12 protein-coding genes and 1 tRNA gene are annotated in these 13,409 nt (G+C 66.9%); 12 read left to right on the top strand and 1 reads right to left on the bottom strand.

Annotated features, from left to right (window positions below; translation table 11 throughout):
• Nucleotides 1-13: 13 nt before the first annotated feature.
• Nucleotides 14-1,036, bottom strand: coding sequence for a KpsF/GutQ family sugar-phosphate isomerase (locus tag BLO63_RS03130; RefSeq protein WP_091436687.1), 1,023 nt, complete (start codon nucleotides 1,034-1,036; stop codon nucleotides 14-16).
• 243 nt (nucleotides 1,037-1,279) lie between these two features.
• Between BLO63_RS03130 and BLO63_RS03135 the strand changes: the two genes are divergently transcribed.
• The 12 genes from BLO63_RS03135 (at nucleotide 1,280) to nuoH (ending at nucleotide 13,408) form a co-directional block, all read left to right on the top strand.
• Nucleotides 1,280-2,341 carry an AI-2E family transporter gene (locus tag BLO63_RS03135; protein WP_244517576.1) on the top strand — a complete coding sequence of 354 codons (1,062 nt, stop codon included), beginning with the start codon at nucleotides 1,280-1,282 and terminating at the stop codon, nucleotides 2,339-2,341.
• A 111-nt stretch (nucleotides 2,342-2,452) separates the two neighbouring features.
• A tRNA-Asp gene (locus BLO63_RS03140) sits at nucleotides 2,453-2,529 on the top strand.
• A gap of 199 nt (nucleotides 2,530-2,728) precedes the next feature.
• Nucleotides 2,729-3,001 carry a hypothetical protein gene (locus BLO63_RS03145; protein WP_091436691.1) on the top strand — a complete coding sequence of 91 codons (273 nt, stop codon included), beginning with the start codon at nucleotides 2,729-2,731 and terminating at the stop codon, nucleotides 2,999-3,001.
• 341 nt (nucleotides 3,002-3,342) lie between these two features.
• Nucleotides 3,343-4,761: an alanine/glycine:cation symporter family protein gene (locus BLO63_RS03150; protein ID WP_091437256.1), complete on the top strand. Its 1,419-nt coding sequence runs from the start codon at nucleotides 3,343-3,345 to the stop codon at nucleotides 4,759-4,761.
• A gap of 505 nt (nucleotides 4,762-5,266) precedes the next feature.
• Nucleotides 5,267-5,632 (top strand): NADH-quinone oxidoreductase subunit A, encoded by a 366-nt coding sequence (locus BLO63_RS03155; protein WP_091436692.1) that lies wholly within the window; start codon nucleotides 5,267-5,269, stop codon nucleotides 5,630-5,632.
• Complete coding sequence (locus tag BLO63_RS03160; RefSeq protein ID WP_018963954.1) at nucleotides 5,623-6,201, top strand: NuoB/complex I 20 kDa subunit family protein; 579 nt, start codon at nucleotides 5,623-5,625, stop codon at nucleotides 6,199-6,201. Before BLO63_RS03155 ends, BLO63_RS03160 begins: the two co-directional genes overlap by 10 nt.
• 14 nt (nucleotides 6,202-6,215) lie before the next feature.
• Nucleotides 6,216-6,830, top strand: coding sequence for an NADH-quinone oxidoreductase subunit C (locus BLO63_RS03165; protein WP_091436693.1), 615 nt, complete (start codon nucleotides 6,216-6,218; stop codon nucleotides 6,828-6,830).
• Between the two features lie 15 nt (nucleotides 6,831-6,845).
• A complete protein-coding gene (locus tag BLO63_RS03170) occupies nucleotides 6,846-8,045 on the top strand; it encodes an NADH-quinone oxidoreductase subunit D (RefSeq protein WP_091436694.1) in 1,200 nt (399 codons plus the stop codon).
• Between the two features lie 36 nt (nucleotides 8,046-8,081).
• On the top strand, nucleotides 8,082-8,960 hold the full coding sequence (nuoE, locus tag BLO63_RS03175; protein ID WP_091436696.1) for an NADH-quinone oxidoreductase subunit NuoE: 879 nt from the start codon (nucleotides 8,082-8,084) through the stop codon (nucleotides 8,958-8,960).
• Between the two features lie 10 nt (nucleotides 8,961-8,970).
• Nucleotides 8,971-10,272 (top strand): NADH-quinone oxidoreductase subunit NuoF, encoded by a 1,302-nt coding sequence (gene nuoF, locus BLO63_RS03180; RefSeq protein ID WP_091436698.1) that lies wholly within the window; start codon nucleotides 8,971-8,973, stop codon nucleotides 10,270-10,272.
• 9 nt (nucleotides 10,273-10,281) lie between these two features.
• Nucleotides 10,282-12,360: an NADH-quinone oxidoreductase subunit NuoG gene (gene nuoG, locus BLO63_RS03185; RefSeq protein WP_091436699.1), complete on the top strand. Its 2,079-nt coding sequence runs from the start codon at nucleotides 10,282-10,284 to the stop codon at nucleotides 12,358-12,360.
• A 13-nt stretch (nucleotides 12,361-12,373) separates the two neighbouring features.
• Nucleotides 12,374-13,408 carry an NADH-quinone oxidoreductase subunit NuoH gene (gene nuoH / locus BLO63_RS03190; protein ID WP_091436701.1) on the top strand — a complete coding sequence of 345 codons (1,035 nt, stop codon included), beginning with the start codon at nucleotides 12,374-12,376 and terminating at the stop codon, nucleotides 13,406-13,408.
• Nucleotide 13,409: the final 1 nt, after the last annotated feature.

The raw sequence follows: 13,409 nt of genomic DNA on the forward strand, positions 1-13,409 counted from the left end.
TAGGGCGCGGGGGTCAGACGACGCCGGCGCGCAGAATGTCGTGAATGTGGAGGATGCCGACCGGCTTGCCCTCCGTCACCGCGAAGACGACGGTGATCGGGACCGGCCGCCGGTTCATCAGGCCAAGCGCGGCGCTGGCGAGTTCCAGCGGATCGACCACGAAGGGCGAGGAAGTCATCACCTTCTCCACCGGCGTCACCAGAAGCTCGCCGCTCATATGGCGGCGCAGGTCGCCATCGGTGACGATGCCGGAAAGGCGGCCGGCGCCATCGACCACGCCGCAGCAGCCGAAGCGCTTGCCGGTGATCTCGATCAGCACCTCGCTCATCGGCGTGCCGAGCCGCACCAGCGGCATTTCCGCCTCCTGATGCATGATGTCGGCGACCTTCAACAGCCGCGCACCGAGCTTGCCGCCGGGGTGGAACACGCGGAAGTCGGAGGCCGAAAAGCCCCGGCGTTCGAGCAGCGCCACGGCGAGCGCATCGCCGATGGCGAGCTGCATCAGGGTGGAAGTGGTGGGGGCGAGCCCGTTCGGGCAGGCTTCCTCGACGCGCGGCAGCACCAGCGCCACATTGGCGGCGCGGCCGAGCGTGCTTTCGGCGCTGGAGGTGATGGCCACCAGCGGTACGGCGAAGCGACGCGCATAATGCACGATGTCGCCGAGCTCGGCGGTCTCGCCCGACCAGGAGATGGCCAACAGCACGTCGTCCGGCGTCACCATGCCGAGGTCGCCATGGCTGGCCTCGGCGGCGTGGAGAAAGAGGGCCGGGGTCCCGGTGGAGGCGAGGGTGGCGGCGAGCTTGCGCCCGATATGGCCGCTCTTGCCCATGCCGGTGACGATGACACGGCCGCGCGCGCCCTCGATCAGTCCGATCGCGGCTTCCACCGCGTCTCCAAGTTCCACCTCGATCGCGGCGCTCAGCGCCGCCAGGCCCTTGGCCTCGATGGTGAGGGTGCGCAGCACCCGCTCGCGCAATCGGTCATCCCGCGCGGGCGCGGCTGCGGCTGAGTGTGTCTGAGGCTGGGCGGTGCCCAAGGTAGGTCTCCCTTGCTCATGGCGACCGGGCACGTTGCGCCCGGACACCCGTCAGCGCCACGCAGCGCGTCAATAAGCGCCAAACGCCCGCGATGCAATGGAGCGACCCGCCGATGGACGAGCGGCGACCTACGGAACCGGCCATACCTCCCGCACGTTGGGGGGCGCGGACGGCCGCGGCGAAAGGTCTGGACAATGAATATGGGGCGCGACGGGGCCAACGGGACGGGGGCTCCCGCGGGGGTGACGCTGACGGAAAAGCGCAGCGAGTGGCTGTGGCGGCGGCTCTCACAGGTTGCCATGATCGCCATCGCCGTGGTGGTGGTCGGGGCGGCCTTGGTTGCGGCGCGCCCGGTGCTGGTTCCCATTGTCGCCGCCGTCATCATCGGCAGCGTCATCGGCCCGGCGATCGAGGGCCTGTCGCGCCGGGGCGTGCCGACCTGGCTCGGTTCCATGCTCATGGTCGTCGGCATTGCCGGGCTGGTCTATGCCCTGGCGGCGGCGCTGGCCGGGCCGCTCGCCGATTGGACGGCGCGGGCGCCGGAGATCGGCGAGACGCTGCGCGAACGTTTCGCCTCGCTCAAGCCCGCCATCCGAACCGTCGCCTCGGTGTTCGAATCGATCCAGTCGATCGGCCGGGTGGCCGCGCCGCCCATGGTGGTGGAGGTGGCCGATTCGCAGATGCTGGGCAGCATGGTGGCGCTGGTGACGCCGGTGATCGGCCAGTTCATCCTCTTTCTCGGCTCGCTGCTGTTCTTCCTTGCCGGCCGGGTGCAGATCAAACGCCGGGTGGTGCAGGTGATGACCCCGCGCAAGACGCGGCTGGCGGCGCTGCGGGTCTTCCGCGAGATCGAGGAAAGGCTCGGCGCCTATCTCCTCACGGCCACCTTCATCAATATCGGCCTCGGCATCGCAACCGGCCTGATGACCTGGGCGCTCGGCCTGCCCAATCCGCCGCTCTGGGGCGTGCTGGCCGGCGTGCTGAACTATGTTCCCTATGTCGGGCCGGCGGTGACGACGCTGATTCTGGCCATGGCAGGCGTCGTCTCCTTTCCCGGCCTGCTGCCGGGCCTGCTGCCGGCGGCGGCGTTTCTGGTCATCACCAGCATCGAGGGACAGTTCCTGACCCCGCTGATCATTGGCCGCCGTGTGTCGCTCAATCCCTTTGCCGTCTTCCTGTCCATGGCCTTGTGGACCTGGCTGTGGGGGCCGGCGGGAACCTTCCTCTCCGTGCCACTGCTCATTGCCACTATGGCGCTTGGCGATAGCCTGCTGTCCAAAAGCCGGCCGCAGCTGCCGGGCTGAGACTATTCACAGGCTGTTCACAGGCCGGGCGCTCCCGCGCTTGACACCTGCGAGAGCGTGCCTTAACACCCGGCCACTCGCTGCGGGGCCCGGTGCTTCCGACCCGCGCAGGGGGGTGTAGCTCAGTTGGTTAGAGCGCCGGCCTGTCACGCCGGAGGTCGCGGGTTCGAGCCCCGTCACTCCCGCCATCCCTTGCGATGGACCTGCCGGACGAGATTGAATTCCCGGCTTTATTTCCTTTTCTTCGAAACTCCGTCGACGCCTGATCTCTGATGATCTTCTGCCGCAGGGCCGCGCCATGCAGGCGTGTTTCGGCGCCGCGCCGGCTTTTATGCGCGCGGATGGCCTGATAGATTCACGCGAGGCGTTGCGAGCGAGGTAGGGCGCATGATGAAAGCATTCCCGTCGGCCAGCCTTCTGGCCTCCGTGCTGCTGTTGGCCGGCGCTGGCGTGCCGGCGTTCGCCCAGGACACCATGACCCCGCCGCCGGGGCAGGCCTCGCCCAGCCCCTTCATCAACAGCGTCGGCCCGGATGCGCCGCAGCCGCAGACCGGCGAGCTGGTGCCGCTGCCCGGTCCGCCGCCCGAGGGCAAGGCGGCCGAGATCAAGCTGCCCGATTGCGCGCCACCTAATTGCGGCACGCCGCAGATCATGGAATAGGCCCGGCAACCTCGCGACATGCCGGCTGACGCCCGGGCGCGGGGAGGGGATCGCGGCCCGGCCCCGCTTGCTTTGCCTGGGCTATCCCGCAGGAGAGCCCGTGCCGGCCGGGCGCGGCCATGCCCTGAGCGGCTCGCTGAATGGCGCTTTCCGGACTCCGTCGCCCATGCGGTGGGGCAAGGCCCCATTGCCGCGTGGAGGTGCGCCAGCGCCGTTGCGAGCCAACGTCCTGCCTAAAAAATCACAGCGTCAGGAGGCGATTGTCTGTGTGACAATGACATGACCGCTCGTGTAGCGTGGTAGCGGCATACTCGGTGCGGATGGTGATTCAAGAGGCGGCCATGGATTCGATCATCGATTTTCTGAACACCATCTTCTGGGGCTATGTGCTGATCTATGGCCTGCTGGCAGTGGGGGTCTATTTCACCATCCGGCTCAAATTCCTGCAGATCGTGCATTTCCCCGAGATGATCCGTTCGGTCCTGGGGTCGAGTGAAACCGATCATGCCGGCATCACGCCGTTCCAGGCGCTCTGCACCAGCCTCGCCTCGCGCGTCGGCACCGGCAATATCGCCGGCGTGGCGGTGGCGCTTTATCTCGGCGGGCCGGGAGCGATCTTCTGGATGTGGGTGGTCGCCTCGCTCGGCATGGCCACGGCCTTCGCCGAAAGCACGCTGGCCCAGCTCTACAAGATCAAGGACGCGGACGGCCATTATCGCGGCGGTCCCGCCTTCTACATGGCCAAGGGCCTCAAGGCGCCGTGGGCCGGGTCGATCTTCTCTGTGTGCCTGATCCTCTCCTTCGGCCTCATTTTCAATGCGGTGCAGGCCAATTCGATCGCCGACGCGATGGAAGGCGCCTTTGGCGCGCCCAAGCTCGCCACCGGGCTGGTCATCGCGGTTCTCACCGGCGCCATCATCTTCGGCGGCATCGCCGCCATCGCCCGGGTGGCCGAGATCGTCGTGCCGTTCATGGCGGCGGGCTATCTCGGCATGGCGCTGTTCGCCGTGGCGATGAACGTCAGCGAAGTGCCGGCCATGTTCTCGCTGATCATCGCCAGCGCCTTCGGCTTCGCGCCGGCGGCCGGCGGCGTTGCCGGCTCGGTCGCGGCGGCGATGCTCAACGGGGTGAAGCGCGGCCTGTTCTCCAACGAGGCGGGCATGGGCTCGGCGCCGAACATCGCCGCCGTCGCCACGCCTGATCCGCATCACCCGGTGAGCCAGGGCTTCGTGCAGGCGCTGGGCGTGTTCATCGACACCATCCTCATCTGCACCGCGACCGCGTTCCTGATCCTGCTGTCGGGCCTGCTGGAGCCGGGCTCCGGCCTCACCGGCACCCAGCTCACCCAGGCGGCGATGACGCATCATATCGGCTGGGCGGGGAGCTATTTCGTCGCCGTGGCGATCTTCTTCTTCGCCTTCACCTCGATCATCGGCAACTACTCCTATGCCGAGGGGGCGCTGGTCTATCTCGGCATTGGCAGCCATGCCGGGCTGGCGGTGCTGCGGCTGGCGGTGATGGTGATGGTGGTGTGGGGCGCGCACGAATCGGTGGCGACGGTGTTCAACGCCGCCGACGCCTCGATGGGGCTGATGGCGACGGTCAACCTCATCGCCATTGTCCTGCTCTCGGGACTCGTGTCGCGGCTGACCCGCGATTATCTGGAGCAGCGGCGGGCCGGCAAGAAGCCGCGCTTCACCGCCGCCTCCATGCCCGAACTCACCGGCCAGATCGACGCCGACATCTGGAACCGACCCTGAGCCGACGGCGCACGCCACAGCGCCTGCCGCAGCGGCTTGCGCCGCCGGCAGGCGCTTGCGCTTATCAAAGTGGGCGAATTGTCCCACCTGCGCCGGCAGAGGGGCGATGACCGGCGCGCCGGACGCCTCGCTTCCGGTCGCCAAGCGCCGGGCGGGGCTCTGTCCGCCCCCGGCCGGCCACTGGCCCTGCAGCCATGCGTATCAAGCTACCGAAGCCCTCCAGGCCTTCCGCCGCGTTGTATCTACGGGCGCCTTCGCGCGGCGCCGCCGATTGAGCGGCAAATCCTGTTGTTTGGCGCTATTTTACGGGCGCTTTCGGGAGGATGCGCTGGCGCGCGGCCGCCGTCCGCGCAAGGTGTGAATTCTGTATACCAGACCTGCGCGATTGCCAGCGGATGCCCTTGCCTCGGTCCGGGCGGTGCGTTAAGCCTGCCGCGTGCTTTGAATATTTCGCAACTGCGATTGCACGACCGATGACCTATCCTGGCCCGGGAGGATCCCATCCATGAGCAACCTGCTTCAGGATTATCTGCCCGTCGTGATCTTTATTGGCGTGTCGGGATTCATCGGCATCGCCCTTCTGGTTGCGCCGTTCCTGGTCGCCTTCAGCCGGCCCGACCCGGAGAAGATGTCGGCCTATGAATGTGGCTTCAATGCGTTCGACGATGCGCGCATGAAGTTCGACGTACGGTTCTACCTGGTCGCCATTCTCTTCATCATCTTCGATCTGGAAGTCGCCTTCCTGTTTCCCTGGGCGATCACATTCGGGGAGCTCGGCAATTTTGGCTTCTGGTCCATGATGGTGTTCCTCTTCGTACTCACCATCGGTTTTGTCTACGAGTGGAAGAAGGGAGCGCTCGAATGGGATTGAGCGCGCATAGCCCTCTCGTCGCCCCGGCGGCCAAGGGTATCATCGACCCCAATACCGGCCGCCCGGTGGGCGCCACCGATCCGTTCTTCGTCGAGGTCAATGCGGAGCTCGCCGACAAGGGCTTCCTCGTGACCGCGACGGATGACCTCATCAACTGGGCCCGTACCGGCTCGCTGATGTGGATGACCTTCGGCCTCGCCTGCTGCGCGGTCGAGATGATGCAGACCTCGATGCCGCGCTACGACGTGGAGCGGTTCGGCTTCGCGCCGCGCGCCTCGCCGCGCCAGTCCGACGTCATGATCGTCGCCGGCACGCTGACCAACAAGATGGCGCCGGCGCTGCGCAAGGTCTACGACCAGATGCCGGAGCCGCGCTACGTCATCTCCATGGGCTCCTGCGCCAATGGCGGCGGCTACTACCACTATTCCTATTCGGTCGTGCGCGGCTGCGACCGCATCGTGCCGGTGGACATCTACATTCCCGGCTGCCCGCCGACCGCAGAGGCCCTGCTGTACGGCGTGCTGCTGCTGCAGAAGAAGATCCGCCGCACCGGGACGATCGAGCGCTGAGGGTTCGAGGCGATATGGACGAGACGCTGAAAGAGCTGGGCGTGCATGTGAAGGAATCGCTTCCCGACGCGGTCGAGGAAGTGATTGTGTCCTATGGCGAGCTGACGCTGGTGGCGTCGGCTCCCGAGGTCATCAAGGTGCTGACCTTCCTGCGCGACGACCCGTCCTGCCGCTTCGTGAGCTTCATCGACATTTGCGGTGTCGACTGGCCGCAGCGCGAGAAGCGCTTCGACGTGGTCTATCACCTGCTGTCGCCGACGCTGAATGCCCGCATCCGCATCAAGGTCGAGACCGACGAGACGACGCCGGTCGCCTCGGCCACCTCCGTCTTCGCCGGCGCCTTCTGGTTCGAGCGCGAGGCGTTCGACATGTACGGCATCCTGTTCTCCGGCCATCCCGAACTGCGCCGCATCCTCACCGATTACGGCTTTGACGGCTATCCGCTGCGCAAGGACTTCCCGACCACCGGCCTCGTCGAGGTGCGCTATGACGACGAGCGCAAGCGCGTGGTCTATGAGCCGGTGAAGCTGGCGCAGGAATTCCGCAGCTTCGACTTTCTCTCGCCATGGGAGGGGCCGGACTACGTGCTCCCCGGCGACGAGAAGGCAACCACCCCGAAGGCGGGCTGAGGTGAGGTCCGAGCGATGAACGCACCCGGCAAGATCGACCCCAACGTCCGCAACTTCCAGATCAATTTCGGCCCGCAGCACCCTGCGGCGCACGGCGTTCTGCGCCTCATTCTCGAACTCGACGGCGAAATCGTCGAGCGCGTCGACCCGCATATCGGCCTTCTCCATCGCGGCACCGAGAAGCTGATCGAGGCCAAGACCTATCTGCAGGCGGTGCCCTATTTCGACCGGCTCGACTATGTCGCGCCGATGAACCAGGAGCACGCCTTCTGCCTGGCGATCGAGCGCATGCTCGACATCACCGTGCCCAAGCGCGGCCAGCTGATCCGCGTGCTCTATTCCGAGATCGGCCGCATCCTCTCCCACATGCTGAACGTGACCACGCAGGCGCTCGACGTCGGCGCGCTCACCCCGCCGCTGTGGGGCTTCGAGGAACGCGAGAAGCTGATGATGTTCTATGAGCGGGCCTCCGGCTCGCGCATGCACGCGGCCTATTTCCGCCCCGGTGGCGTCCATCAGGACCTGCCGCGCGCGCTGGTCGAGGACATCCTCGCCTGGACCAAGACCTTCCCCGGCTTCATGGACGATCTGGAAGGCCTGCTCACCGACAACCGCATCTTCAAGCAGCGCAATGTCGATATCGGCATTGTCAGCCTGGAAGACGCCTGGGCGTGGGGCTTCTCCGGGGTGATGGTGCGCGGCTCGGGCGCGGCCTGGGATCTGCGCAAGTCGCAGCCCTATGAGTGCTATGACGAGCTGGAATTCGACATTCCGATCGGCAAGAACTGCGACAATTACGATCGCTACTGCATCCGCATGGAAGAGATGCGGCAGTCGGCGCAGATCATGCGCCAGTGCTGCGAGCGCCTGCTGAAGGAAGCCGGCCCGGTCTCGGCGGTCGACAACAAGATCGTGCCGCCCAAGCGCGGCGAGATGAAGCGCTCGATGGAAGCGCTCATCCACCATTTCAAGCTCTACACGGAAGGCTTCCACGTTCCCGCCGGCGAGGTCTACGCCGCAGTGGAAGCCCCCAAGGGTGAGTTCGGCGTCTATCTCGTCGCCGACGGCACCAACAAGCCCTATCGCTGCAAGATCCGCGCACCCGGCTTCGCGCATCTTCAGGCGATGGATTTCCTGTGCCGCGGCTACATGCTCGCGGACATTTCGGCGATCCTTGGATCGCTGGATATCGTGTTCGGTGAAGTGGACCGCTGATCCCTCGGGGACGCGGTTCGATCGGAAGGGTACGGCATGTCTGTCCGTAGGCTTGCTCCAAAAGAGGTTCAGCCCGAGAGCTTCGCGTTCACGGACGAGAATCTCGCCTGGGCCGAGAAGACCATCGCGAAATTTCCGCCCGGCCGGCAGGCCAGCGCGGTGATTCCGCTGCTCATGCGCGCGCAGGAGCAGGCGGGCGGCTGGGTCTCGGAGCCGGCGATGCGCTATGTCGGCGACATGCTCGGCATGGCGCCGATCCGCGTCTATGAGGTCGCCACCTTCTACACCCAGTTCCAGCTGCAGCCGGTCGGCAAGCGGGCCCATATCCAGGTGTGCGGCACCACGCCCTGCATGCTGCGCGGGGCCGGCGACCTGATCAAGGTCTGCAAGAGCCGGATCCATGAGGAGCCGTTCCATCTCTCCGCCAGCGGCGATCTGTCGTGGGAAGAGGTGGAATGCGCCGGCACCTGCGTCAACGCGCCGATGATCCAGGTGTGGAAGGACGTCTATGAAGACCTGACGCCGGAGGATCTGGAGAAGATCCTCGACGCCTTCGAGCGTGGCGAACATCCCGCGCCCGGTCCGCAGAATGGCCGCCACACCTCCGCGCCCGTCACCGGGCTGCGGGTGCTGACGGCGCCGGAACTGTTCGATGGCTCGATGGTCGGGCAGGGTGCCGGCCTTGCGCTCGCCCGCGAGGCGCTCGCCGCCAAGGCCAAGGGCGAGGCGGCTCCCGATGCCCCGCCGCCGGCCGCCGCGGCTGCCGCGCCGCCGCCGCCGCCCAAGAGCGACCCGGCTCCCGCCGCCGCCCCCGCCGCCAAGGCGGTCGAGGCCGCTGGCGAAGCCGACAAGGAGAAGCCGAAGAAGCCTGTTGCCCCGCCGCCCGGCAAGGCGACGGACCCGAAGGCGGAATGAGGAGCGAACCATGCTTGCCGACAAGGATCGCATCTTCACCAATATCTATGGCCACCATGACTGGGGGCTGCAGGGCGCGCTGAAGCGTGGCTCGTGGGACGGCACCAAGCTGTTCCTCGATGCCGGCCGCGATTTCATCATCGAGCATATGAAGGCCTCGGGCCTGCGCGGGCGCGGTGGCGCCGGCTTCCCGACCGGCCTCAAATGGTCGTTCATGCCCAAGAACAATGACGGGCGCCCGCACTATCTCGTCGTCAATGCCGACGAGTCCGAGCCGGGCACCTGCAAGGACCGCGAGATTCTGCGCCACGACCCGCATCATCTGGTCGAGGGCTGCCTGATCGCCGGCTTCGCCATGGGCGCGCACACAGCCTATATCTATGTGCGCGGCGAGTTCATCCAGGAGCGCGAGCACCTGCAGGCGGCGGTCGACCAGGCTTATGAGGCGCGCCTCATCGGCAAGAACAACGTGCATGGCTGGGACATGGACATCTATGTCCACCATGGCGCCGGCGCCTATATCTGCGGCGAGGAAACCGCGCTGCTGGAGAGCCTTGAGGGCAAGAAGGGCCAGCCGCGGCTGAAGCCACCTTTCCCGGCCAATGTCGGCCTCTATGGCTGCCCGACGACGGTGAACAACGTCGAATCCATCGCGGTCGCCCCTACCATCCTGCGGCGCGGCGCGTCGTGGTTCTCCTCCATCGGCCGGCCGAACAATGTCGGCACCAAGCTGTTCGGCATTTCCGGCCATGTGAACACGCCCTGCATCGTCGAAGAGGCGATGAGCATCCCGTTCAAGGAACTGATCGAGAAGCATGGCGGCGGCGTGCGCGGCGGCTGGGACAATCTGCTGGCCATCATCCCCGGCGGCGCGTCGTGCCCGATCATCCCGGCCGACCAGTGCGAAGACCTGATCATGGACTTCGACGGCTGCCGCGCGGTGAAGTCGAGCTTCGGCACCGCCGGCGTGCTGGTGATGGACAAGTCCACCGACGTGGTGAAGGCCATCGCCCGCATCTCCTATTTCTTCCGGCACGAGAGCTGCGGCCAGTGCACCCCCTGCCGCGAGGGCACGGGCTGGATGTGGCGCGTGCTCGACCGCATGGTCGAGGGCCGGGCGCAGAAGCGTGAGATCGACCTGCTGCTGCAGGTCACGACCCAGGTCGAGGGCCACACCATCTGTGCGCTCGGCGACGCGGCGGCGTGGCCGGTGCAGGGCCTGATCCGGCATTTCCGTCCCGAGATCGAAAGGCGGATCGACCAGTATTCGGCGAACCCGCATTCCGACCCGGTGCCGGTGGCGGCGGAGTAAGAGAGCATCATGGCCAAGATCATCGTCGACGACATCGAGCTTGATGTTCCGCCGGAGTTCACGCTGCTCCAGGCTTGCGAGGCGGCGGGCGCGGAAATCCCGCGCTTCTGCTTCCATGAGCGGCTGTCCATCGCCGGCAATTGCCGCATGTGTCTGGTTGAGGTGAAGGGCGGCCCGCCCAAGCCCACCGCCAGCTGCGCGATGAATGTGCGCGACCTGCGCCCCGGCCCCAATGGCGAGCCCCCCGTCGTGCTCACCAAGAGCCCGATGGTGAAGAAGGCGCGCGAGGGGGTGATGGAGTTCCTGCTCATCAACCACCCGCTCGACTGCCCGATCTGCGACCAAGGCGGCGAGTGCGACCTGCAGGACCAGGCCATGGCCTATGGCGTGGACACGTCCCGCTATGCCGAGAACAAGCGCGCGGTCGAAGACAAATATATCGGCCCGCTGATCAAGACCTCGATGACCCGGTGCATCCAGTGCACCCGCTGCGTCCGCTTCACCACCGAAGTCGCGGGTGTGGCCGAGCTTGGCGCCATCGGGCGCGGCGAGGACATGGAGATCACCACCTATCTGGAGGCGGCGCTGTCCTCCGAGCTGCAGGGCAATGTCGCCGATCTCTGCCCGGTCGGCGCGCTGACCCAGCGCCCCTATGCCTATCACGCCCGCCCGTGGGAACTGTCAAAGACCGAATCCATCGACGTGATGGACGCGGTCGGCTCCAATATCCGCGTCGACACGCGCGGTCGCGAGGTCATGCGCGTCCTGCCGCGTCTCAATGAGGACGTGAACGAGGAGTGGATCTCCGACAAGACCCGCTACATCTGGGACGGTCTGAAGACCCAGCGCCTCGACCGCCCCTATGTGCGGGTCGGTGGCAAGCTGAAGGTCGCGAGCTGGCCGGAGGCCTTCGCCGCCATCGCCGCCCAGGTGAAGGGCGTGCCGGGCACCCGCATCGGCGGCCTGGTCGGCGACCTCGCCTCGGTGGAAGAAGCCTTCGCGCTGAAGGCGCTGCTCGCGGCGCTCGGCTCGTCCAGCATCGACTGCCGCCAGGACGGGGCGAAGCTCGACCCCGCGCTCGGCCGCGCCAGCTATCTGTTCAACGCCACCATTGCCGGCATCGAGCAGTCGGATGCGCTGCTGATCATCGGCTCCAACCCGCGCCTTGAGGCGAGCGTGCTCAATGCCCGCATCCGCAAGCGCTGGCTGCAGGGAGGCTTCCCGATCGGCCTGATCGGCGAGCCGGTCGACCTGACCTATCCCTATGACTATCTCGGCGCCGGCTCCGACACGCTGGCCGACCTTCTCGCCAGCGGCAGCTTCGCCGAGACGCTGAAGGGCGCCAAGCGGCCGCTGATCCTGATCGGGCAGGGCGCTCTCGCCCGTGCCGATGGCGCGGCGGTGCTGGCGCTGGCCGCCCGCGTGGCGGAGGCGGTCGGCGCGGTGACGGAAGGCTGGAACGGCTTCTCCGTGCTGCACACGGCGGCCTCCCGCGTCGGCGCGCTCGATATCGGCGCGGTGCCGGGCGAGGGCGGGCTGGACGCGGTGGCGATGACCAATGCCGGCGGGGTCGACGTGCTGTTCGCGCTCGGCGCCGACGAGATCGACATCGCCCCGGGGGCCTTCGTGGTCTATCTCGGCACCCATGGTGATCGCGGCGCCCATCGCGCCGACGTCATCCTGCCAGGCGCCGCCTATACCGAGAAGTCGGGCACCTATGTGAACACGGAAGGGCGGGCGCAGATCGCCAACCGCGCCGCCTTCCCGCCCGGCGAGGCGCGCGAGGACTGGGCTGTGCTGCGCGCCCTGTCCGACGTCGTCGGCCATCGCCTGCCTTTCGACACGCTGGCGCAGCTGCGCGCGGCGCTCTATGCGGCGCATCCGCATCTGGCCCGGATCGACCATGTGACGCCGGCGGACCCGGCGGCCGTGGCCGCGCTGGCCGCGTCCGGCGGCACGCCGGCGAGCGGGCCGTTCCGCGGTGTCGTCACCGATTTCTATCTCACCAATCCGATCGCACGCGCGTCCGCCGTGATGGCCGAATGCTCCGCGCTCGCGTCCAGCCGCCACGCGGCGGCGGCCGAGTGAGGGGAGGGAGCACATGACCGAAACAAGCTGGTTCGACACGCTGATCCAGGTGCTCATCATCGTCGCCCAGAGCCTCGCGCTGCTGGTCGGCCTGCTGATCATCGTCGCCTATGTGCTGCTGGCCGACCGCAAGATCTGGGCGGCGGTGCAGCTGCGTCGCGGCCCCAACGTGGTCGGGCCGTTCGGCCTGTTCCAGTCCTTCGCCGACCTGCTGAAGTTCGTGCTCAAGGAACCGGTGATCCCGGACGGTGCCAATAAGGGCGTGTTCCTGCTGGCGCCCTTCGTCACCTGCCTGCTGGCGCTGGCCGCCTGGGCGGTGGTGCCGATCGATGCCGGCTGGGTGGTGGCCGACATCAATGTCGGCGTGCTCTACATCTTCGCGATTTCCTCGCTCGGCGTGTACGGCACCATCATGGCCGGCTGGGCGTCGAACTCGAAATACCCGTTCCTGTCGGCGCTGCGCGCGGCGGCGCAGATGGTGTCCTACGAGGTCTCGATCGGCTTCGTCATCGTCACCGTGCTGCTCTGCGCCGGCTCGCTGAACCTGACCGCCATCGTCGAGGCGCAGAACACGTCATGGGGCATCCTCGGCTGGTACTGGCTGCCGCTGTTCCCGATGTTCGTGATCTTCTTCATCTCGGCGCTGGCCGAGACCAACCGCCCGCCCTTCGATCTGGGCGAAGCGGAATCGGAGCTGGTGGCCGGCTTCATGGTGGAGTACGGCTCCACCCCGTACATGATGTTCATGCTCGGCGAGTATGTGGCGATCATGACCATGTGCGCGCTGACCACCATCCTGTTCATGGGCGGCTGGCTGCCGCCTGTGCCGGTGGCGCCCTTCACCTGGGTGCCGGGAATCATCTGGTTCCTGCTCAAGGTCCTGCTGGTGTTCTTCATGTTCGCCATGGTGAAGGCGATGGTCCCGCGCTACCGCTATGACCAGCTCATGCGCCTCGGCTGGAAGGTGTTCCTGCCGATCTCGCTGGCGATGGTGGTGATCGTGGCCTCCGTTCTGCACTTCAGCGGCCTGTCGGCTGCGGGGGGATGAG

It is taken from the genome of Ancylobacter rudongensis, from assembly GCF_900100155.1.
GTDB lineage: Bacteria > Pseudomonadota > Alphaproteobacteria > Rhizobiales > Xanthobacteraceae > Ancylobacter > Ancylobacter rudongensis.

Coding starts and splice junctions, on each gene's coding strand:
- nuoF (WP_091436698.1), top strand. CDS start 8,971: ATGCTTGCCGACAAGGATCGCATCTTCACCAATATCTATGGCCACCAT.
- BLO63_RS03150 (WP_091437256.1), top strand. CDS start 3,343: ATGGATTCGATCATCGATTTTCTGAACACCATCTTCTGGGGCTATGTG.
- BLO63_RS03160 (WP_018963954.1), top strand. CDS start 5,623: ATGGGATTGAGCGCGCATAGCCCTCTCGTCGCCCCGGCGGCCAAGGGT.
- BLO63_RS03165 (WP_091436693.1), top strand. CDS start 6,216: ATGGACGAGACGCTGAAAGAGCTGGGCGTGCATGTGAAGGAATCGCTT.
- BLO63_RS03170 (WP_091436694.1), top strand. CDS start 6,846: ATGAACGCACCCGGCAAGATCGACCCCAACGTCCGCAACTTCCAGATC.
- BLO63_RS03145 (WP_091436691.1), top strand. CDS start 2,729: ATGATGAAAGCATTCCCGTCGGCCAGCCTTCTGGCCTCCGTGCTGCTG.
- nuoE (WP_091436696.1), top strand. CDS start 8,082: ATGTCTGTCCGTAGGCTTGCTCCAAAAGAGGTTCAGCCCGAGAGCTTC.
- nuoH (WP_091436701.1), top strand. CDS start 12,374: ATGACCGAAACAAGCTGGTTCGACACGCTGATCCAGGTGCTCATCATC.
- BLO63_RS03155 (WP_091436692.1), top strand. CDS start 5,267: ATGAGCAACCTGCTTCAGGATTATCTGCCCGTCGTGATCTTTATTGGC.
- nuoG (WP_091436699.1), top strand. CDS start 10,282: ATGGCCAAGATCATCGTCGACGACATCGAGCTTGATGTTCCGCCGGAG.